A 22,438-nucleotide genomic window follows, 5' to 3' on the forward strand; every position below is an offset into this window, starting at 1 on the left:
CCCCGCTTCTAAGTAAAAAAAAGGACTTTTTTTGTCAACAATTATTTATTTTGCCACGTCCAGATGCCGGCTGCAATACCCCACCAGGATCAAAACCGGCAGTCCCATCAGAAAGGTGATAAAAAAGAAGGCCGGATATCCCATCGTATCCACCATGGTGCCGGAATACCCGCCGAACAGTTTGGGAACCAGGGTCATCAAAGAACTGAACACCGCATATTGAACCGCGGTGAAACGAATGCTGGTCAGGCTGGACAGAAACGCGACAAATGCGGCCGACGCCAGCCCGGCCGCCAGGTTGTCCGCCGCGATCACCACATACAAAAGAAACAGGTTGTGCCCGTAAAAAGCCAGCACCATGAACAGCAGGTTGGTGGCCGACGCCAGCAAAGCCCCCAGAAACAGGATCCGGATCACCCCGAATCGAATGGACAGCAGTCCTCCGGCAAATCCCCCGGCAATGGTCATGAAAAGGCCGAAGGTTTTCACCACGCTGGCGATCTGCGATTTTGAAAATCCCAGATCCTGGTAAAACACATTGGATATCACACCCAGCACGATATCGGAAATTCGATACAACCCGATCAAAGCCAGTATCAGCCAGGCCAGCATCAGCCGGTACCGGCTGAAAAAATCCAGCACCGGCGCCACATAACTGTCAGTCACCATTTTTTTATTGACCAGACGGAAGAACAGCCCCAGCCGGCCCACCAGAACCGCCGCCAGAATGCCTGCGCCCAGGCGGACACATTCCACCATGAACCCGCCCAGGGTCGCATTGTTCATCCATTGTCCCAACTGAATTCTGATATCCTCAAGAAATATGCCGGATGCATAAAACACCAGTCCGAACGCAGCCACTGCTACGCCGAACAAGGCCAGACCGGCCAGATAGGTTTTGGCTCCATATGCGTCCGCCGGATTGTATTCCGATGCCGGTTCATCAATGACCAGAGCCGTGGTCATGCCCACGGCCATCATCCCGGCCATGATGAGATAGGTGGCCTGCCAGGCTTCAAACCGGTACCCGCCTTTGGTGGAGCCGAACCACTCCGCCAGAACCAGGGCCCCGGCCCCGGCCACAAGCATGCCGATGCGGTATCCACCGATATACGCCGAAGCCATCATGGCCTGAAGATCCACAGACGCGGATTCAATGCGATAGGCATCGATGACGATATCCTGGGTCGCCGAAGAAAACCCCAGCATCACGGCGGCCAGGGCCATGAAAACCAGGGGATGCTGCCCGGCGGCCGGATCGGTACATGCCATCCACACAATGGCTGCGGCAATTCCCGTCTGGGCCGCCAGAATCCAGCTTCGTCTGCGGCCCAGTTTCCGGGTGAGCCAGGGAATGGGCATCTGGTCCACCAGAGGGGCCCACACAAACTTGAATGAATATCCCAATGCGGCCCAGGAAAAAAAGGTAACTGCCGACCGTTCCACGCCGGCCTCCCTGAGCCACAAAGACAAAGAGGAAAAAATCAATAAAAGGGGCATGCCGGCGGAAAAGCCGAAAAAAAGCATGGTAATCACCCGGGGATGACAAAATGCCTTGACAGCGGTTTGCCATCTTTTTTGTGAAGGCATGTTTTCCCGGTCTGGATCTGTTGATTCAAAGGACAATTTCAAGATCGCAGGCCACCCCGAAGCACCGGGTTTGACTGTTTCTGGATGAAAAAAACCGGTTGCCCTCTTTGACAATGGCATCCATTTCCATATCCGTGCGATCCTGGTTCAGATGCGTGAGTCCCAGCTGACCAACGCCGGCTTTCAATGCCAGATCCAGCACATGGGGAATGGAAGAATGTCCCCAGCCTTTGCGGCGCCGATACTCATCCTGAGTGTATTCCGCATCGTGAATCAGCACATCCGCATTCATGGAAAACTGTCGGTACGCATCCACTCCCCGGCTCTGGGGATGATCGAATCCCAGCTCATTGTCCGTTAAAAACACAAACGTACTGCCGTTTTCTTTGAACCGGTATCCAAGCGTGCCGGCGGAATGACTGTTGGGAATGGTATCGATCTGCAGCGACCCGATGTTGAAACTATCGTTGAGCCCCGAATCAAATTGAATATCCGCTTGCAGCTCTGACAGCCGGATCGGAAAAAAAGGCGGTGACATCATTTGCTCGAAAACATCTTTTAAGGTGGCCCGGCCAAAGGCCCGGTTCTGAATAATCAGCTGATTTTGCCTGTGAAGCAAGGGTTTAAAAAACGGAAACCCCAGCAGATGATCCCAGTGGCAATGGGTTTGCAGCATAAAATACCGGGTGATATTTTTTTCCAGAAGAAAATTACCCAAGCGCCGGATTCCGGTTCCGGCATCGACAATCACGGTCTCGCCGGATCCGGCTGTGATCTGAAGGCAGGTGGTATCTCCACCATAGGCAACATACTGCCTGCCTGATACCGCTATCGATCCCCGGGAACCCCAGCACCTAACAATCATGGCTCTCCTGCTTTATTCTTCTATCCGCCACCGCATTTTTGACAATCATCCATATGATTGCATACCATCTTATGAATCCATCAATAAATCAATCTTTTTTTTCCCGGCACCCGTTGACAACCCCCTGGTTTTTGCCTAATGAAAGAAGGCAGACAGACCGGTTAAACTATAAACACCCATGAAAAGGGAGCATGTTCACATGGCACAATTGATCGCTGACCGCAGAGATGTTGATTTTGTCCTCCACGAACAGATCGGACAGGTGGATCATGAAATCTTTGCTGAATTCAATAAAAAAACCGTTGATCTGATTGTTTCCGAAGCCCGAAACCTGGCGATAAAAGAGATTCTGCCCACCTTTAAGGAGGGAGACGAGCAGGGCTGTATTTTGGAAAACGGCAAGGTCACAGCACCTGAATCCTTTAAACGGGCCTGGCGGCTTTTCTGTGAAGGCGAATGGCTGGCCATGTGTGATGACCCGGATGTGGGGGGACAGGGCATGCCGAAAACCGTGGGCACGGCAGCCCTGGAATATATGGTGGGGGCCAATTCCGCTTTTATGCTGTATTACGGCATGACCCACGGGGCTGCCAAACTGGTGGAAGCATTCGGGGATGAGACCCAGAAACGGCTGTACATGAAAAAAATGTTTGCAGGCGTCTGGGGCGGCACCATGCTGCTCACCGAGCCTGAAGCAGGATCTGATGTCGGGGCCCTGACCACCACGGCGGAAAAAAATCCGGACGGCACCTATTCCATCAAAGGAGCCAAGATTTTCATCTCCGCCGGAGAACATGATCTGTGCGACAACATTATTCATCCGGTCCTGGCAAGGATCCCGGGGACACCGGCCGGCACCAGAGGCATCTCTTTGTTTCTGGTGCCCAAATATCGGGTGAATGATGACGGTTCTTTGGGGGAGTTCAACAACGTGGTGTGCACGGGCCTGGAAAAGAAAATGGGAATTCACGGCAATGCCACGGCATCCTTGTCTTTAGGCGATAAAGGCCCGTGTATCGGCACGTTGCTGGGGCAAGAGAACAAAGGCATGCCGGCCATGTTCAAGATGATGAACGAAGCCCGGGCCTTTGTGGGGCTCCAGGGATTTGCCGTGGCTTCCGCGTCTTACATGTATGCCCTGGACTATGCCAGAACAAGAATCCAGGGGCGGCATCTGACGGCCGGCAAAGACCCGGAAGCCAAAAACGTTCCCATTATCCAGCATCCGGATGTCAAACGGCAGCTGCTCAACATGAAGGCCTGTACTGAAGGCATGCGGTCTTTGCACTATTATTACGCCTGGTGCAACGATGTGGTTCACACCACGGACGATGCCCAGGTCAAAGCCGACACCGCCGCCATGGTGGAGGTGCTCACCCCCATTGTCAAGGGCTATGTCACGGACAAGGCCCTGGAGGTCTGCTCCCACGGGGTCCAGATCTACGGCGGATACGGGTATATCAGCGAATATCCCGTGGAGCAGCTCATGCGGGATGCACGGATTTTCATGATCTATGAGGGCACCAACGGGATCCAGGCCATGGATCTGTTAGGCAGAAAACTGTCCATGAACGGCGGAAAAGCGTTTCAGTATTTCATTGACCGCATGAAACAGACCATTGAACAATTCAAAGACACGGAAGGGGTTCAGGATCTGAGCACAAAAGTGTCCCATGCCGTGTCCCGGCTGGAGGCACTGGCCAAAGAGATCAATGCCCGGTCCCGGTCGGAAAAGGTATTGAATGCCTATGCCTTTGCCCACCCGTTTCTGGAAGTGACCGGAGATGTCACCTTTGCCTGGATGCTTTTATGGCGGGCCGGGGTTGCGGCCCCCAAACTGGCCAAAAAAACCGGCACCCTGGACAGAAATGCAGTGGCCCGGACAGCGGGAAAAAACAAAGACGCCGCGTTTTATGCCGGACAAATGGAAACGGCCCGGTTTTTTATTCATACACTGTTGCCGGCCACCTATGGTAAAATGGATGCGATTCTGGATGGAGATCCTTGTGTGGAACATATCCAGGATCTGTCTTTTGGATCCAAATAACAGGAGAAAAATCATGTTTGAATATGTTAAAAAAAGTCTGCTCACCGGCGTGGGCATGGCCCTGCGTTCCAAATCCGAGATCAAAGAACTGGCCGAAGAACTGGCCAAATCCACCCAGATGAGCCAGGCGGAAGCCAAAGAGTTTCTGGAAGAATGCCAGCATCGATACGAGGATGCCAGAGTGAAACTGGACCGGCGCATGGAAGAAACCGTGGAAAAAATACTCAAACGGCTGGATCTTCCCACCCGGGCTGACATCCGGGATCTGAATACCCGAATTGACGATCTGGTCAAAAAAATAGAAGCCAGAGACTGATACCGTGTTTTCATGCTCAGCATCAAAAAAATAGGTACCGTGGGAAAACGGTACCGGAATCTGATCCGGTACCGGCAGATCATCGGCATCATTCTCAAGTATGGTTTCGACAACATCCTGGGTGCCCTGGACATTGACCGGTACATTGAATCCGGCCTGAAACTGATTCCGTTTTACCACCCCCATGAACGGGTGGAAAAACTGTCCCGGAATCAGCGGATCCGCATGGCTTTAGAGGAGCTGGGTCCCACATTTGTCAAAATGGGGCAGGTGTTGTCCTCCCGGCCGGATTTAATTCCCATGGACCTGGTCAATGAGCTGTCCAAACTCCAGGATGAGATCCCTGCCTTTGGATTTGATCAGGTCAAAGAAACCATTGCCGCGGAATTCGGCAAACCATGGGATGCGGTGTTTCATTCCATGGATGAAATCCCGTTTGCCTGTGCATCCATCGGTCAGGTGCACCGGGCATCGGTCACGGGTGAGGACCGGCTGGCCGTCAAAATCCAGCGCCCGGGCATCAGAAAAATCATTGAAGCCGACCTGGAGATCATCCATCATCTGGCCGGCATCATGGAAAGAAACATCCAAGAAGTGGCGTTTTACCGGCCCGTGAAAATTGTGGAAGAATTTGCCAAAACCATGGAAAAAGAACTGGATTATACCATCGAGGCCGCCAGCATGGAACAGATGGCCCGCCAGTTCCGCCATGACAAAACCATCCACATACCCGGAGTCTTCCCATCAGTATCTTCTGAACGGGTGCTGGCCATGGAGTTCATCAACGGTATCAAGGCCAGTGATATCGATGCCATTGACCGGGCCGGTCTGGACCGGAAACGCATTACCCGGCGGGGCGCGGATTTCATCATGAAACAGGTGTTTGAGCATGGATTTTTCCATGCCGACCCCCACCCGGGAAATATCTTTATCATGGAAAACAACCGGATATGTCCCGTGGATTTCGGCATGACCGGTTTTCTGGACATAAGCACCCGGGAACTGTTTGTGGATATCATTCACGCGGTTGCCACACACAATGCCAGGCGGGCGGCCCGTGTCTTATGCGACCTGTGCGACTATGAAACCCACCCTGATATGATCCGGCTGGAAAAAGACGTGGCCCTGTTTATATCGGTTCATCTGACCAAATCCTTGAAAGACATCAAAACCAGTCGAATGGTCAACCAGTTCATCGGGCTTTGTACCCTCCACAGCCTGAGAATTCCGCCGGATCTGTTTTTGATGATGAAAGCATTTGTTTCCGTTGAAAACGTGGCCCGGAAACTGGACCCGGATTTCAATATGCTGGGGCATGCCGCGCCCTATGTCACCACGGCCCGGTTTTTAAAGTTTTCGCCGTCAAAACTGGCTGAAGAGATGATGGAACTTGCCAGGGAATCCTATAAACTGATTCAGCATCTACCCACAGATACCCTGGAAATATTGCGACTGGTCCGCCAGGGAAAAATGAAACTTCTCATTGACATTCAAGGGCTGGACAAACTGATCGTCCATCAGGACCAGACCAGCAACCGCATCTCGTTTTCCATTATTATTGCGGCGTTGATTTTAGGATCCGCCATTGTCATCAATTCCGATGTCCCGCCCATGTTGTTCGGGGTATCGGTCATCGGCATCGCCGGATTTCTGGCGGCCGGGATCATGGGGATCTGGCTTCTGGTGGCCATTGTCAAAAAAGGACGTTTATAAAATCGTGGGTCGGATTGTCATGATCCTTATGAGAATGTCGTAACCGGCCCTTTAACCCATTTAAGGAAATATTGCCATGAAAATCACCGACCCCGGAACCATTCAAACCGGAGAAAAAAACCTCATTGCAGCGGTACAAAAACATCTGGATTTAGAGACTGTCAAGAAAATTCTCATGGATCGCATGGCTGAAACCTCATTTGCATCCAAAGGAGGGCAGATCGTGGTGCACAACAACCAGATCGCCTTTCAGCTGGATTTTGATCTCAAATTAAGCGGCAGCCTTTTGTTTGACCGGCAGGGCAATTTCATCCCTGATACCTCGAAATCCGATGAAACCATGCCTGCCTCTTCCGCGTCTGAACAAAAAACCATGGATGATTTAAATGACGATGAAGATGATCTGGCACTTCTGCCGGATGACGACGATCTGGCGGAACCCACGCTTTCAGGTGAACCGGAAGCCGAACTGGACGATCTGGACGAGGACGATCTGGACGAGGATGACATTTTAGATGATGACATCGATGATATTTTAAAAGAAAGCCGTGAATTCTGGGACCAGAAAAAGGATGACTGAAAATGACAAACCCGGCTGCCGGAAAAAAATTTCCGGCAGCCGGGCTGTGTATCCATCATATGTCATGCATACCAGCGGCATGCGTGAACTTAAAAATGATCTGTCAGATTATTAATACCGGTAAAGATCGGATTTATAAGGCCCGTTAACGGGAACACCTAAATAATCCGCCTGTTCCTGGGTCAATTCGGTCAGTTTCACGGACAGGTTCTTCAAATGCAGCCGGGCCACTTCCTCATCCAGTTCCTTGGGCAGTGTATACACTTTTTTCTCCAGTTTTTCAGACGCCAGTTTGATCTGGGCCAGGGTCTGGTTGGAGAAACTGTTGCTCATCACAAAACTGGGGTGTCCGGTGGCGCATCCCAGATTCACCAGCCGGCCTTCAGCCAGCACAATCACGGAACGTCCGGACTCCAGAACCCATTTGTCCACCTGGGGTTTGATTTTGATGCGTTCGGCCCTGGGGTTGTCTGTGAGATATGCCATTTCAATTTCATTGTCAAAATGACCGATATTGCAGATAATGGCCTCATCCTTCATTTCAGCGATATGTTCGCCCCGGATGACATGGTAATTTCCCGTGGCCGTGACAAACACATCCCCCCGGGTGGCGGCTTCTTCCATGGTCACCACTTCAAATCCTTCCATGGCGGCCTGCAACGCGCAGATAGGATCGATTTCCGTGACCAGAACAATGGCGCCGTATCCTTTCATGGAATCAGCACATCCCTTGCCCACGTCTCCATAACCCGCGATCACAACCGTTTTACCGGCCAGCATCACATCCGTGGCCCGCTTGATACCGTCGGCCAGGGATTCCCGGCACCCGTACAGGTTGTCGAACTTGGACTTGGTCACCGAATCATTGACATTGATGGCCGGAAACAGCAGTTCATTTTTAGCGGCCAGATGGTACAGACGATGAACACCCGTGGTGGTTTCTTCAGACACCCCGCGGATCTTGTCGGCGATCTTGGTCCATTTTTCCGGATCCTTGGCATGGGAGACTTTCAACCGGTCCAGAAGACAGCGTTCATCCTGGCTGTGGGTGGGCTGTTCCAGAATGGACGGGTCTTTCTCCACTTTCACGCCCTGATGGACAAACAAGGTGGCGTCCCCGCCGTCATCCACAATCAGGTCCGGGCCGGAACCATCCGGCCAGAGCAGGGCCTGTTCCGTGCACCACCAGAACTCTTCCAGGGTTTCGCCCTTCCAGGCAAACACGGCGGCCGTTCCTTTTTTGGCAATGGCGGCGGCCGCATGGTCCTGGGTGGAAAAAATATTGCAGGATGCCCACCGGATGTCGGCTCCCAGTTCATACAGGGTGTCGATGAGCATGGCCGTCTGGATGGTCATATGAAGACTGCCCATGATTTTCAGGCCCTTGAACGGTTTTTCAGGGCCGTATTTTTCCCGGATGGCCATCAGGCCCGGCATCTCTTTTTCAGACAATTGCATGTCCAGGATGCCTTCTTCGGCCAGGTTGATATCTTTGACCTTGTATTTCAATGAATGATCAAGATCAATATAAGATGGGGATTTGGCTTGCTGTAACATATGTTGTAAAACTCCTCTTTTTTTGTGTGTGTATTGCGAATGTTCGACGATCATCTGCATGGTTTTGAAAAAGATAAGGTGCCGGGATCCGGTGTGGACCGGATCCCGAACCAGCTTGTGATCAGATCGTAAATTAAATGCCGGCCAGTTCTTTGATCTGATCGGCTTTGTCGGTTCTTTCCCAGTAAAAATCAGGATCATGGCGGCCGAAATGTCCATAAGCCGCTGTTTTCCGGTAAATGGGACGTAACAGATCCAGGGTTTCAATAATGGCGGACGGTCTTAAATCAAACACCTCTTTGACAATGTCCACGGCTTTTGATTCAGGAATTTTTCCGGTCCCCATGAAATCCACCATCAATGAGACGGGTTGGGCCACACCGATGGCATAGGCCACCTGGATTTCACATTTGTCGGCAATGCCGGATGCCACCAGATTTTTGGCCACATACCGTCCCATGTAGGAGGCACTTCTATCCACTTTGGAGGGATCTTTTCCGGAAAAACATCCGCCCCCATGGCTGCCCTGGCCCCCATAGGTATCCACGATAATTTTACGTCCCGTGAGCCCGCAGTCTCCCATGGGTCCGCCGATGACGAACCGGCCCGTGGGATTGACAAAAAACCGGGTATCTCCGTCCATCATCTCTTTGGGGATAATTTTCCGGATCACTTCCTTGATCACGGCATCTTTCAATTCTTCATAAGTGACGTCATTGTTATGCTGGGTGGAGACCACCACGGCATCCACCCGCTGGGGTTTGCCGTTTTTATATTCAATGGTAACCTGAGATTTGCCGTCGGGCCGCAGAAAATCCAGGGCCCCGTTTTTCCGGACCTGGGTGAGCCGTTTGGTCAGTTTATGGGCATATAAAATCGGCATGGGCATGAGCTCTTCCGTCTCATTGGTGGCAAAACCAAACATGATGCCCTGATCCCCGGCACCCTGTTCTTTATACAGGCCCGCGCCTTCATCCACACCCTGGGCAATGTCCACGGACTGCTGATCGATACTGGTCACAACGGAGCAGGTTTTCCAGTCAAATCCCATGGTGGAAGAGTTGTATCCGATTTCCCGGATGGTGCTTCGAACCACTTCCGGAATATCCACGTAACAGTCCGTGGTGATTTCGCCGGCCACCATGGCCAGGCCGGTGGTGACCAGAGTTTCACAGGCCACCCGGCAATGCTTGTCTTCCGCCATGATAGCATCCAGAATACCGTCGGATATGGCATCGGCCACTTTATCGGGATGACCTTCAGTCACGGACTCAGATGTAAACAGATATGATTTGTTGTCTGACATATTTCGCTCCTTGTTAAAAATTATTGGACAAACTGTGTCATGGGTTAATCCACAAATGTGATGATTGAAATCCTTTTATACCGAACCGAAACGCATTTGTCAATAGTTATCCAGGAATATATCAATATATGTTCATATTTTGCTGGGAACATAAAAACTCCTTGAATTCCTGGCCGCAATTTTCTATGCTCTGTATCAACCTGCCAATTTTTTAAACACCTGAGGAGAAAAATATGACAACCCAGCCATACAGCAAACGCATCACCGGCATCGGATCCGCATTGGTGGATATACTGATCAATGAATCCGATGATTTTTTAAAACACCTGGGCAAAGAAAAAGGCGGCATGACCCTGGTGGAATCCGCTGATATCAAAACCATTCTGGCCAAAACCGACAAAACCCCGGCCATTGTGCCGGGCGGGGCCGCCTGCAACACGATTATCGGGATCGGCCGGCTGGGAGGCACAGCCCGGTTTATCGGCCGCCGGGGAGATGACAACTTCGGCACCCTGTTTGAAGATGCATTACGTTCCGCCCGGGTGGAGCCCGAACTGACCCTGTCCCCGTCTCCCACAGGCAGCGTGATCTCCGTGATCACCCCGGATGCCCAGCGGTCCATGTTCACCTATTTAGGCGCTTCCACGGAACTGGAACCCCACCGGATCACGGCATCGCTGTTTGCGGATACAGCCATCACCATGATCGAAGGATATCTGCTGTTCAATCCGGAACTCATGATGGCGGCGGTCCATGCAGCCAAAAAAGCCGGCGCCATGATCGCTCTGGATCTGGCCAGTTTTGAAGTGGTCCATGCCAGCCGGGAAATCCTGGATGACCTGATCAAAGACCATGTGGATATTCTGATTGCCAATGAGGACGAAGCCGAAGCCTTTACCGGTTACGCGGACGAGAAAAACGCGCTCCAGGCGTTATCGGCCCATGTCACTTACGGGGTGTTGAAACTGGGAAAACGGGGCAGCCTGATTTCATTTAACAACACCACCACCCGGATCGATGCCAGGACCGGGAAAGAGGCCAAAGACACCACGGGTGCCGGTGATTTGTGGGCTGCCGGGTTTCTTTTCGGTATTGCCAATGGATTTTCCATTGAAAAAAGCGGGCAGCTGGCATCTGCCTGCGGATACGAAGTCTGCCAGGTGATCGGGGCCCAGATCCCTGAAGAAGGATGGGAACGGATCCGTGCCCTGATCTGAGAATTGACAGTCGTCAGCCTGTTTAACCACGAAGACCACGAAGAAGTCCTTCCTTCGTGATCTTCGTGTTCTTCGTGGTTAAAAAAAATCAAATAATCAGGACTTTTCAAACACCCGCCTGAACACGTCACGGTAAACTTTTACAAAGGAAAAATCGATCCCTTCCTTGATGTGGTCCGGCAGTTTTTCAAATTCACTGCTGACCCCTTCAGGCAGAATGATCTCATGGATACCGGACCGCCGGGCTGCAATGATTTTTTCCTTGATCCCGCCCACGGGCAGCACCTTGCCGGTCAAAGTGATCTCACCGGTCATGGCCAGCGGACGGGGAATCTCCTGACCTCTGGCCAGAGAAACCAACGCCGTGGTAATGGTGATCCCGGCACTGGGCCCATCCTTGGGGGTGGCGCCTTCGGGCACATGCAGGTGAATGAACGCGTCATCAAAATATTCCGGGTCGATCCCGAACAACTTGGGATTGGCCCGCACATAAGACAGGGCAATGGTGGCGGACTCCTGCATCACATCCCCCAGCTTTCCCGTCAGTTTGATGCCCGATCCCTTGTTGTGCACCTTGACCGCCTCAATGGGCAGAGTCACTCCGCCCAGAGCGGTCCAGGCCAGGCCCGTGGCAATGCCCACCCCCTTCATCTGTTCTTCCTTTCTGAACACGGGGGGCCCCAAATATTCTTCCAGGGATTTAATGGTCACCCGGATCCGTTTTTTCTTTTCCTTGAGAATGGTGACAATGCTCTTGCGGATAATCTTGTTGAGCTGTTTTTCCAGCCCCCTCACCCCGGCCTCCCTGGCATAGCCTTCAACCAGATGCCGGATGGTGGGATCCGTGATGGTGATGGTGGTGGCCGCCACCTTGTTACGCTTGAGCAGTTTGGGCCACAGATGTTTTCTGGCGATCTCTATTTTTTCTTCAGTAATATACCCGGACAGATTGATGCGGTCCATGCGGTCCAGCAGCGGACTGGGAATGGTATCCAGGGTGTTGGCCGTACAGATGAACAACACCTTGGACAAGTCCATACGCAGATCCAGGTAATGATCTAAAAACTCGGCGTTCTGTTCCGGGTCCAGCACCTCCAGAAGCGCGGATGCCGGATCTCCCTGGTAAGAGGCCCCGATTTTGTCCACCTCATCGAGCATGATCACGGGATTGGCCACTTTGGAGTCTTTCAGGGCCTGGACCATCTTGCCGGGCATGGCCCCCACATAGGTTCTGCGGTGGCCCTTGATCTCGGCCTCATCCCGCATGCCGCCCAGGCTGAACCGGTAAAATTTTCTGCCCAACGCCTCGGCAATGGATTTGCCGATGGAGGTTTTGCCCACGCCGGGCGGCCCCACAAACAAAATAATGGAGCCGGACACATCTTTTTTATAGACGCCTGCGGCAAAAAATTCGATAATCCGCTCCTTGACATCGGCCAGCCCGGCATGATCCCGGTCCAGCACCTTTTCCGCCCGATCAATGTCAATATTGTCTTTTGAATACACGCCCCAGGGAAACGAGGTGATCCAGTCCAGGTAATTTCTTGTCACCCCGTATTCGGATGATCCGGTTTCCAGGACCGACAGTTTTTCAATCTCTTCGTCAAACCGCTTGACCACATGTTCCGGCGGATCCAGTTCGGCAAACCGTTCCTTGAACCGGTCCACATCCGATGTTTTGTCATCTTTCTGGATGCCCAGCTCCTTTTGAATGGCTTTCAGCTGTTCTTTGAGAAAGAATTTACGCTTGTTTTCATCCACCTGGGTGTTGAGATCTTTGCGGATCTGGGTCTGAAGCTTGGCGATCTCTATTTCTTTCTGCAACAGCATGAGCACATGTTTCATGCGTTCGATCACAGATTCGGTTTCCAGGACCTCCTGAAGCACATCCCCGGACGCCGTGGTGATACCGGCGGCAAAATCGGTCAACGGAGAGGGCTGATCCGGACTGAACCGGCCCAGATACTGCTTGAGTTCTTCTGAATACAAGGGATTGAGAGACAACAGCTGCTTGATGGAACTGATGATGGAAATGGCATAGGCTTTGAGCTTGTCCTCATCTTCTTCCAGGGGTTTGAAATATTCCACCTGGGCCACAAACGGGGGCTTGTCCGACAAAAATTTCTTGATTTTGAACCGCTCCAGGCCCTGGGCGATGAACTGGATATTGCCGTCCACCTCCACCATGTTCAGAATCCGGACCACACATCCCACTTCAGGAAAATCTTCCTTGTACACATATTTGCCTTTGACTTCGGAAAAATAACTCAAACCCAGCAGGTTATGGGATTCATTGACCGCCTTGACCAGGGTGGGTTCCCACCGTTTTTTGCTCACCACCAGCGGCTGGACCTGGGCCGGCAGGTGCGGTCTGCCCGTGATGGGCACCAGGTACAGGATATCCGGCTTGTGACTCTGCCGGACGAGCTGGCCTCCGCCGGCATTCTGTTCTTTTTCCGTGTTTTCAGTCTCTTCCCCGTCACTGTTCACAATCTCAGGGGTAATGGGTCTGTTATCATCGGTCATAGATCACCTCGGCTGTGTAATTTGGGATTTTTTCAATTGTCAATGACTTATACTATAATATTGTTTTTCCCCATGACAACCCAAAAAGGAGCAATTCACGGTTTTCATGGATGCCGGATGCCTTTTTTTCATGCGCTTGATTTTTTTTTCTCTCCGGTTTATATCTCATTGACACATGATGATGCCGACGCCCCATATATTTCATGCCCAGGTCTATTATGAAGACACCGACCATTCCGGTGTGGTCTATCATGCCAATTATCTGAAATTTTTTGAACGGGCCAGAGAAGACATCATCGGAATCGACACGCTATCCGATATGTGGCACAACAAAGGCATTGGATTTGCGGTCTACAAAACCGAACTGAAATTTCATGACGGCGCTGTTTTCGGGGATCTTCTGGAAATCAGGACCCGATGGGAAAAACAGGGAGAGTATCGACTGGTTTTTTTTCATGAGGCCTGGCGCCCCGGAAAAAAGCGCCCGGCCGTCACGTGCAGCCTGGATCTGGTATGTCTGGGGCCTGAAAAAAAATTGCTGCCCATTCCAAATATTAACTTAAGTTTTTGAACCGGTCTGTTTTAATTATATGCCTGCCTTTTTTATTGTTGACAAGCGGTTTTGATCATTATAGCTTTCACTGATGATAGACCGTCATAACGATAGTTTTCTTATATGATAGGCCGTCATTAACCATCAGCATAAGACAAATCGTTTTAACCGCATCAAGGAGGTGCCCGTGAAAGACAAACAGTCGTTGCCGGATGCGCAACCCAAACTAGCAGGAATTTCCCGACGGAACTTTCTGAAAACCCTGACAGGAACTGCCGCTGGTATCGGTATTTCCCAGGTGTTCAACCCGGCGTTGATCCAGGCCCTGGAAAAGGGGCTGGAACGTCATCCCGTTCTGTGGATCCAGGGACAGGGATGCACCGGATGTTCCGTATCTCTTCTCAACAGTGTGGATCCATCCATTGCCGATGTACTGCTCAAGGTGATCAGCCTTCAGTTCCACCCCACTGTCAGTGAATGTGAAGGGGAAACGGCCATGAACCATGTGTATGAAGTGGCCAATGAATACAAAGGCCGGTTCTCTCTGGTCATTGAAGGGGCCATCCCCGTGGCTGCAGACGGCAAGTATTGTATTTTAGGAGAAATCGGCCACAGGGAAATCACCATGGTGGACATGGTTCAGGAACTCGCTCCCATGGCCGGTTCCGTTCTGGCCGTCGGCACCTGTGCCGCTTTCGGCGGTATCCCGGCCGCCAAAGGGAACGTCACCGGCGCCACGGGTGTCAGAGACTTTTTTAAATCAAAAGACATCACCACACCCGTTGTAAACATTCCGGGGTGCCCGCCCCATCCGGACTGGATCGTAGGATCCATTGTCCATCTGCTCAACGCAGGGATACCGGAACTGGATTATGACGGCCGCCCCACCCTGTTCTTTGGTGAAAACATTCATGACAACTGCCCCCATCTTGACGATTATGATGCCGCGTTCATGGCTGCCACACTCTCAGATCCCAAAGGATGCCGCATGGATCTCGGATGCAAAGGCCCGGACACCTATGCTGACTGCTACCAGCGGAAATGGAACTCCGGTTTGAACTGGTGTGTGAACAATGCCGTGTGTATCGGGTGTGTTGAAGCCGGTTTTCCGGATGCCATGTCCCCATTTTATGAACCCGCCTATTAACGAATCAGACAATTTCAAGGAGGTCTAATTATGGCAGGCTGTCAACCGCAGGCCGAACCGGCTCAGACCGGTAAAAAAATAAAAATCGGCATCGATCCGGTCACCCGGATCGAAGGTCATTTAAAAGCAGAAGTGGAGGTTGCCGGAGGAAAAGTCGTGGATGCCCACATCACCGGCGGCATGTATCGGGGATTTGAACAGATTCTGTACGGCAGAGATCCCAGGGACGCCACCCAGATCACCCAGCGGATCTGCGGGGTGTGCCCCACGGCCCATGCCACGGCATCGGCTTTGGCCTTAGATGATGCATTCGGCGTGGAACTCACGGACAATGGCCGTATCGCCAGAAACCTGATTCTGGGCGCCAACTTTCTGCAGTCCCATATTCTGCATTTCTATCACCTGGCCGCTTTGGACTATTGCAACGGTCCGGACACGGCCCCTTTTATTCCCAGATATGCCAACAACGACATGCGGCTGCCCAAAGAACTCAATGACGTGGCTGTGGGTCAGTACCTCGAAGCCCTGGAAATCCGCAAAATCTGCCATGAAATGGTGGCGCTTTTAGGCGGTAAAATGCCCCATGTCCAGGGAATCGTGGTGGGCGGTTCAACGGAAATCCCCACCCGGGAAGCCCTGAACGCTTATGCGGAACGATTCAAAAAAGTCAGACAGTTTATTCTGGAAAAATATGTGCCCATCGTGTACCTGCTGGCCGGCCCTTACGGGGATCTGCTTAAAACCGGTGTGGGTCACAAGAACCTGGTTTCCTGGGGCGTTTTCCCCCTGGATAACAAAGGCAACACCCTGCTGAAACCCGGGGTTTACACGGATGGCAAAGACTATGCCGTGGATCCGGCCATGATCAAGGAATATGTGAAATACTCCTGGTTCGAGGATTCCACCACCGGGCTCAATCCCACAGAAGGCAAGACGCTGCCCAATCCCAACAAACCCGGTGCTTACAGTTTCATCAAAGCCCCCCGGTACAACGGCAAACCCCATGAAGGGGGACCTTTGGCCAGAATGTGGGCCACGAACCCGGAGCTGTCCGCCACGGGTCAGAAAGAACTGGGCGTGACACGGCTCAGAGATATCGGGGATGCCTGTTTCTCCATTCTGGGCCGCCATGTGGCCAGAGCCGAAGAAACCGCGCTGGTTGCCGCGGCCATGGAAGAATGGCTGACCCAGGCCCAGCCCGGCAAGGAAACCTTTGTGCCGGCACCGATTCCGGATTCCGCACAAGGCCTGGGCATGACCGAAGCCCCCAGAGGGGCCCTGCTCCACTACATTGACATCAAAGATCAGAAAATCGCCAATTACCAGATCACTTCCGCCACCATCTGGAACGCCAACCCCAGGGATGACATGGGCCAGAGAGGCCCCATTGAAGAAGCCCTGATCGGTGTGCCCGTGCCGGATGTGAACAGTCCGGTGAACGTCGGGCGACTCATACGATCATTCGACCCCTGACTGGGTTGCGCCGTCCACGTGCTGGACGTAGAAACCGGTCGGACCGTTAAAGTAGACGTACCCTTATAAAGGAATCGGAATCGGGGTCAGGCCTGCGTTATTGTAGTTATTGAGGTCAATAACTACAATAACGCAGGCCTGACCCCATCATTTTCTGACCCCATCAACATTTATGAAAAAACTACTGGTATTAGGCGTTGGCAACACTTTGATGCAGGATGACGGCATCGGGGTGCATGCCGTGCATGAACTGCTCAAGGAAAAAGAAGACTGGCCACAGGTGGATTTCATCGATGGCGGCACCTTTACCCAGGACATCTTTTACCTGTTTGAAGAATATGAAAATATTCTGGTCCTGGATATTGTCCGGGCGAAACATCCGCCGGGCACCATTTTCAGCCTGGAGGAAAAAGATCTGCGCAAAGATGAGAAACAGATGCTGTCGTTGCATGACATCGATCTGCTGGATTCTTTAGGCATGGCCCAGATGCGGGGCCATCGTCCCTATCTGCGGGTGATCGGCATACAGCCGGATACCATCAACTGGGGCACTTCCCTCACCCCCCCCCTGGCCGATGCAATGCCGGATTTTCTGGCAGCCGCAAAAAAACATATCACAGACATTCTGGAAACCCGATAAATTCCGGATTCACCGGATGCGCTTTTCAGATTGCTGCCGGGAATCTATTTTCCCGGCAGGCGGTCTTATCAACAGATCCGGGGCAGCTGCTCTCCGGTGAGCATATCCACCAGGCGCTGGCCCCCGATGGCGGTTTCCAGAAACACCTTTCCCGGGCGCTGATCCGTCACTTCTCCGATAATGGCGGCATTTTTGCCGAAAGTATCGGCCTTGATCAGATCCAACACCTTTGACGCCTGTTTTTCCGGCACAATGGCCAGCAGTTTGCCTTCGTTGGCAATGTACAAGGGATCAAATCCCAGCAGCTCGCACACCCCGTTGACTGGCTTTTTTATGGGCAGATCTTTTTCAAACAATGTCATTCCCACCCCGGATTGGGAAGCGATTTCATTCAAGGTCGTGCCCACCCCTCCCCGGGTGGGATCTCTGAGCACATGCACCTCACACCCGGAAGACAGCATCGTTTTGACCATGTGATTCAAGGGCGCGGAATCGGTTTTAAGATCCCCGTCAAAGGTCAAGCCTTCCCTGGCTGTGAGAATGGCAATCCCGTGATCGGCCATGGTGCCGCTTAAAATGATTTTGTCCCCGGGAAGTGCCCGGCTGCCGGATACGTTCACGCCCTCCGGGATCATGCCGACCCCCGAGGTGTTAATGAAAATCTTGTCCGCCTTGCCCCGGGGCACCACCTTGGTATCTCCGGTGACGATCTTGACCCCGGCCCGGTCTGCCGCCGTTGCCATGGATGTGATGATTTCCTGGAAATCGTTTATGGGCAGGCCTTCTTCAATGATCAGTCCCACACTGATGTACAACGGAATTGCCCCGCACATGGCAATGTCGTTCACCGTGCCGTTCACGGCCAGATCCCCGATATTGCCGCCATTGAAAAAAATCGGGTCCACCACATAGGAATCCGTTGAAAACGCCATTTTGCCGGCCGGCACGGAATACACAGCCCCGTCATCTCCCATGGCCAGATACTCATTGCTGAACAGCGGAAGAATCATTTCGGAAAACAGCGCATGGGAGGCTTTGCCCCCGGCACCATGGTCCAGTAATATGGTATTGTTTTTCTCTGCATTCATTGTTGTTTGCTCCTCAGTAATAATGGGTGCCCCCCACTGACCCCCATTATCCATAGTTGTAATAAGCGGCACAGGCCCCTTCACTGGACACCATGCACGGCCCCACCGGTGTCATGGGGGTACAGACTTTTTTGTACAATGCACAGGCAACCGGAGTTTTCAACCCCATGAGAATCTCTCCGCAGGCACACCCTTTGGGCTCGGCCACGTCTGTGAGGTTCAGCTCAAACCGGGCCCCGGCATCAAACGCCTTGAAATCCGGTTTCAATTCCATGCCGCTGTTTTTTATCAGCCCAATGCCCCGCCACGCCGCGTCACCCACGGTAAACACCTGATGCATCACCTCCCTGGCCTTGGGATTTCCGGATTCTCTCACAGCTCTTGGATAGGCGTTTTCCAGGGCCGGCACACGGGATTCATTCTGGCGCACCAGCATCAGCACGGCGTGCAGGATGTCAATGGGCTCAAACCCCGTGATCACGGACGGGACCTTGTGGGTCTCGAACACGGACCGGTACGCATCCACACCCGTGATCACGGACACATGCCCCGGCAGAATAAATCCGTCAATGGATACCCCTGGGGTGGTCATCAACGCCGCCAGAGCCGGGGGGGTCAGTTTGTTGGCCCCATATATGGAAAAGTTGGTCACCTTTTCCTTTGCAGCCATGAGCACGGCCGCCGCAATGGTGGGAATGGTGGTTTCAAATCCCACGGCACAGAACACCACCTGTTTTTCCGGATTCTGCCGGGCAATGGTGACCGCATCAAACACGGAATACACCATGCGCACATCCGCGCCCGCCCCTTTTTGCCCGGCCAAAGTGGTGCCGGAACCCGGCACTCTCATCAGATCCCCGAACGTGGTGACAATCACATCCGGCTGCCGGGAAACTGCCACAAACGCATCGATATCTTTTTGTGCCGTGACACACACAGGGCATCCCGGCCCGGACAGCAACGTGATGGTCTCAGGCAGGATATTCCGGATCCCATGCCGGAAAATGGCCATGGTATGGGTGCCGCACACCTCCATGAGCCGCAGGGTAAGCCGGCTTTCTTTATGAATCGCTGCCACCAGATTTTTGGCCAGGGACGGATCCCTGAATTTTTCCAGATATGTCAATCCCATGAAACCGCCTCCTGTGCCGGTTGAACATTGTTTTTTATAAAATCCGGAAGATCTTTTGACAAGGCCCCGGCAACCGCGGCCTGGCCCAGGGCAATCCCGCCGTCTCCAGGCGGCACCCGGGAATGGGTGTAAACAGACAACCCGCCTTGTTTTAAAGACCCCATCATTGCATTGAAAATCAGATCATTGTTAAACACCCCGCCGGACAGCACCACCTTATCCACCCGGTGGGCTGCGGTAATTCTGTGCGCCGCCTGAAAAAACCCATGCACCAGGGTCTGGTGAAACCGTTGACTGATCTGCTGCACCGGGACCCGGGCACAGATATCAGCCACTATTTCCCGGATACCGGGGATCACATCGATGATCCATTCAACCCCATCTGCCGCCGGGTCCGGTGACCGCAATTCACAGGCATAAGAAGCCGGGTCCGGTGCAAAATCTTTTGTTGTCCCCACAGCCTCCAGCTCCATGGCAGCCTGGCTGTCATAGGAGATCTTATGCCGGATCCCCAGCAAGGAAGACACGGCATCGCACAATCGGCCACAACTGGAGGTTTGGGGCGTGTTCACTTTTTTTTCCATCATCTGGCAGACAAAATCCAGGTGGCAGGGATCCATATCATGGATAAACGGAAGATCCAGATCCAGAAAATTCCGGCCGAACGCCGTATACAACAACGCAGCTGCCATGCGCCAGGGGGCCAGCACGGCCTGATCCCCCCCCGGCATGGGAAGGTATCTTAAATGGGCTTTGCGCACAAAACTCTTGCGGGTGGCCACAAGAATTTCTCCGCCCCAGATATGGCCGTCCGTGCCGTATCCCGTGCCGTCCAGCACAATGGCGACCACAGGTTCATCCAGATCGTTTTCCACCATGCAGGACACGGCATGGGCATGATGGTGCTGTACGGCCACCCGGGGAATCTGTTCAGCAAAATGGTCTTTGGCAAACCGGGTGCTCATATATCCCGGATGCAGATCATGGGCCACAATTTCCGGGGTGATATCCAGAATGGTCTTGAAATGATCCAGGGTCTGAACATAGAAATCACACGTTTTCCGGTTTTCCAGATCCCCGATGTGCTGGCTTAAAAACGCCTGATTCTTCCGGGTCAGGCATAAGGTGTTTTTCATGCCGGCCCCGCACCCGAGCACAAAAGGCAGATCTTCTGACAAGGGGATCGGCAGCGGGGCATACCCTCTGGACCGCCGGATAAACCGGGTCTGTCCGGCCTGAACCCGGACAATGGAGTCATCGGCCCGAAAATAGATATCTCTGTTGTGCAGCAGAAAATAATCCGCAATATGGGAAAACGCATCCAACGCATCCTGATTGTCGATGGACAAGGGCTCACCCGGCCGGTTGCCCGAGGTCATCACCAGCACCTTGGGCCCGGCATCCAAAAGCAGGTAATGCAGCGGGGTATAGGGCAGCATCACGCCCAGACAGGGATTCAATGGCGCGATCTTACGCGACAGCTCCATCTGTGCATCAGACCCTTTTTTTCTCAACAAAACAATGGGCCGGTTAAAACCGGTCAGCAGCTGAAGTTCTTCTTTTGACACATCCGCAAACGCCGACACCGCGGATCCGGACCGGGCCATCAGGGCAAAGGGTTTGTGGGGCCGGTGCTTGCGCCGGCGCAGACGAAGAACAGCGGCATCATCACCCGCATCCACGGCCAGGTGAAACCCGCCCAGCCCCTTGACCGCCAGAATTTTGCCCCGGGCCAGCAGGCGCCCGGCCTGGTGGATGGCCGTATCCGGCCCGGCAATGGTTTGGCCCTTGCTGTCGGTTAAAAACACCTGGGGACCGCACACGGGGCAGGCATTGGGCTGGGCATGAAACCGCCGGTCCGCGGGATTGTCATATTCCGCCTGACAGTCCGGACACATGGCAAACTGTTTCATGGCGGTCTGGGGCCGGTCATAGGGGATGTCTTCGATGATGGTGAACCGCGGGCCGCAATTGGTGCAGTTGATGAACGGATACCTGAAGCGCCGGTCCTCAGGATTTTCCATCTCTTTGAGGCAATCGTTGCACACACACACATCCGGTGAAATCAGGGTTGCCCGGGAAGACCCCGTCCGGCTGGCAATGATTTTAAAGCCGCTGGCGCCTGTGACGGGCACGGACGTGGTTTGAACCCCATCCACCCGGGCCAGCATGGGCGGATGGGCCGTGATCGCTTCCACAAACCGGGTCAGGCTGGCAGGTGAGCCCTCCACCCGGGCCCGGACCCCGAAGGCCGTATTGGAAACCTCTCCTGAAATCTTGTGCCGGGCCGCCAGGGCAAACAGAAACGGCCGGAATCCAACCCCCTGGACCACTCCGCTGATATCAAGCTGACTGGCAATGCAGTCGGAATCAGGCATCTGTGTGCGAAGAAAGGTGGCGGGCATCGTCCGCCGCCAGAATCTGACGCATATCTTCCAGGGTCTGGCGGGCCGCGAATTCATCCAGCTTGCTGATGGCAAACCCGGCATGAACAATCACATAATCCCCGATTTGCGCGTCATCGATGAGTGCCAGGCTGGTTTCCCGGATCACGCCGTCCACAGATACTTTGGCCAGGGTGCCCTGGATTTCGATAATTTTTGAAGGTATGGCTAAACACATGGGATGGGTATTTCCTTTTTAAGATCCATTTCATTTTTTGACCCGATCAATATAGCGCCAAGCCGC

General features: G+C 53.1%; 18 protein-coding genes. 9 read left to right on the forward strand and 9 right to left on the reverse strand.

What is annotated here, in order from left to right; genetic code table 11:
• Nucleotides 1-45 precede the first annotated feature (45 nt).
• Nucleotides 46-1,590, reverse strand: coding sequence for an AmpG family muropeptide MFS transporter (locus DPO_RS20345; protein WP_006968258.1), 1,545 nt, complete (start codon nt 1,588-1,590; stop codon nt 46-48).
• Between the two features lie 25 nt (nt 1,591-1,615).
• Nucleotides 1,616-2,455, reverse strand: coding sequence for an MBL fold metallo-hydrolase (locus DPO_RS20350; protein ID WP_006968259.1), 840 nt, complete (start codon nt 2,453-2,455; stop codon nt 1,616-1,618).
• 199 nt (nt 2,456-2,654) lie between these two features.
• Here DPO_RS20350 and DPO_RS20355 point away from each other — a divergent pair, with 199 nt between their 5' ends.
• The 4 genes from DPO_RS20355 to DPO_RS20370 all read left to right on the forward strand — a co-directional run bounded on the left by DPO_RS20355 (nt 2,655) and on the right by DPO_RS20370 (nt 7,111).
• Nucleotides 2,655-4,502, forward strand: a complete 1,848-nt coding sequence (locus DPO_RS20355) for an acyl-CoA dehydrogenase (RefSeq protein ID WP_006968260.1) — start codon at nt 2,655-2,657, stop codon at nt 4,500-4,502.
• 13 nt (nt 4,503-4,515) lie between these two features.
• Nucleotides 4,516-4,818 carry a phasin family protein gene (locus DPO_RS20360; RefSeq protein ID WP_006968261.1) on the forward strand — a complete coding sequence of 101 codons (303 nt, stop codon included), beginning with the start codon at nt 4,516-4,518 and terminating at the stop codon, nt 4,816-4,818.
• 12 nt (nt 4,819-4,830) lie between these two features.
• Nucleotides 4,831-6,531, forward strand: a complete 1,701-nt coding sequence (locus DPO_RS20365; RefSeq protein WP_006968262.1) for an ABC1 kinase family protein — start codon at nt 4,831-4,833, stop codon at nt 6,529-6,531.
• A gap of 76 nt (nt 6,532-6,607) precedes the next feature.
• Complete coding sequence (locus DPO_RS20370; RefSeq protein WP_006968263.1) at nt 6,608-7,111, forward strand: hypothetical protein; 504 nt, start codon at nt 6,608-6,610, stop codon at nt 7,109-7,111.
• A gap of 111 nt (nt 7,112-7,222) precedes the next feature.
• Here the strand turns inward: DPO_RS20370 and ahcY are convergent, their stop codons facing one another.
• Together ahcY and metK are read right to left on the reverse strand one after the other, a co-directional pair.
• Nucleotides 7,223-8,668 (reverse strand): adenosylhomocysteinase, encoded by a 1,446-nt coding sequence (gene ahcY / locus DPO_RS20375; RefSeq protein ID WP_006968265.1) that lies wholly within the window; start codon nt 8,666-8,668, stop codon nt 7,223-7,225.
• 133 nt (nt 8,669-8,801) lie between these two features.
• Nucleotides 8,802-9,974 carry a methionine adenosyltransferase gene (metK, locus tag DPO_RS20380; protein WP_006968266.1) on the reverse strand — a complete coding sequence of 391 codons (1,173 nt, stop codon included), beginning with the start codon at nt 9,972-9,974 and terminating at the stop codon, nt 8,802-8,804.
• Between the two features lie 233 nt (nt 9,975-10,207).
• Between metK and DPO_RS20385 the strand changes: the two genes are divergently transcribed.
• Nucleotides 10,208-11,191: an adenosine kinase gene (locus DPO_RS20385; protein WP_006968267.1), complete on the forward strand. Its 984-nt coding sequence runs from the start codon at nt 10,208-10,210 to the stop codon at nt 11,189-11,191.
• 96 nt (nt 11,192-11,287) lie between these two features.
• On the opposite strand, the gene lon is transcribed toward DPO_RS20385, so the two are convergent.
• Nucleotides 11,288-13,717, reverse strand: coding sequence for an endopeptidase La (gene lon / locus DPO_RS20390; protein ID WP_006968268.1), 2,430 nt, complete (start codon nt 13,715-13,717; stop codon nt 11,288-11,290).
• A 175-nt stretch (nt 13,718-13,892) separates the two neighbouring features.
• On the opposite strand from lon, the gene DPO_RS20395 reads away from it, so the two are divergent.
• The 4 genes from DPO_RS20395 to hysD all read left to right on the forward strand — a co-directional run bounded on the left by DPO_RS20395 (nt 13,893) and on the right by hysD (nt 17,530).
• The gene (locus DPO_RS20395) at nt 13,893-14,288 is read left to right on the forward strand and encodes an acyl-CoA thioesterase (protein WP_006968269.1); all 396 of its coding nucleotides are present in this window, start codon (nt 13,893-13,895) and stop codon (nt 14,286-14,288) included.
• 169 nt (nt 14,289-14,457) lie between these two features.
• Entirely contained in the window at nt 14,458-15,417 is a 960-nt protein-coding gene (hysB, locus tag DPO_RS20400) for a NiFeSe hydrogenase small subunit (protein WP_006968270.1), read from the forward strand.
• 30 nt (nt 15,418-15,447) lie between these two features.
• Nucleotides 15,448-16,959 (forward strand): NiFeSe hydrogenase large subunit HysA, encoded by a 1,512-nt coding sequence (hysA, locus tag DPO_RS20405; protein ID WP_083912101.1) that lies wholly within the window; start codon nt 15,448-15,450, stop codon nt 16,957-16,959.
• A 103-nt stretch (nt 16,960-17,062) separates the two neighbouring features.
• Complete coding sequence (hysD, locus tag DPO_RS20410) at nt 17,063-17,530, forward strand: NiFeSe hydrogenase maturation protease (protein WP_006968272.1); 468 nt, start codon at nt 17,063-17,065, stop codon at nt 17,528-17,530.
• A gap of 68 nt (nt 17,531-17,598) precedes the next feature.
• Here the strand turns inward: hysD and hypE are convergent, their stop codons facing one another.
• From hypE to DPO_RS20430, 4 genes are read right to left on the reverse strand one after another with little or no spacing between them, the layout of a single operon-like run.
• Nucleotides 17,599-18,618 carry a hydrogenase expression/formation protein HypE gene (gene hypE, locus DPO_RS20415; RefSeq protein ID WP_006968273.1) on the reverse strand — a complete coding sequence of 340 codons (1,020 nt, stop codon included), beginning with the start codon at nt 18,616-18,618 and terminating at the stop codon, nt 17,599-17,601.
• A gap of 46 nt (nt 18,619-18,664) precedes the next feature.
• Entirely contained in the window at nt 18,665-19,750 is a 1,086-nt protein-coding gene (gene hypD, locus DPO_RS20420) for a hydrogenase formation protein HypD (RefSeq protein WP_006968274.1), read from the reverse strand.
• A complete protein-coding gene (gene hypF, locus DPO_RS20425) occupies nt 19,741-22,155 on the reverse strand; it encodes a carbamoyltransferase HypF (protein ID WP_006968275.1) in 2,415 nt (804 codons plus the stop codon). Before hypF ends, hypD begins: the two co-directional genes overlap by 10 nt.
• Nucleotides 22,121-22,372: a HypC/HybG/HupF family hydrogenase formation chaperone gene (locus DPO_RS20430; protein ID WP_006968276.1), complete on the reverse strand. Its 252-nt coding sequence runs from the start codon at nt 22,370-22,372 to the stop codon at nt 22,121-22,123. Before DPO_RS20430 ends, hypF begins: the two co-directional genes overlap by 35 nt.
• Nucleotides 22,373-22,438 lie beyond the last annotated feature (66 nt).

The sequence above is a fragment of the Desulfotignum phosphitoxidans DSM 13687 genome (genome assembly GCF_000350545.1).
In the GTDB taxonomy this organism is placed as follows: domain Bacteria; phylum Desulfobacterota; class Desulfobacteria; order Desulfobacterales; family Desulfobacteraceae; genus Desulfotignum; species Desulfotignum phosphitoxidans.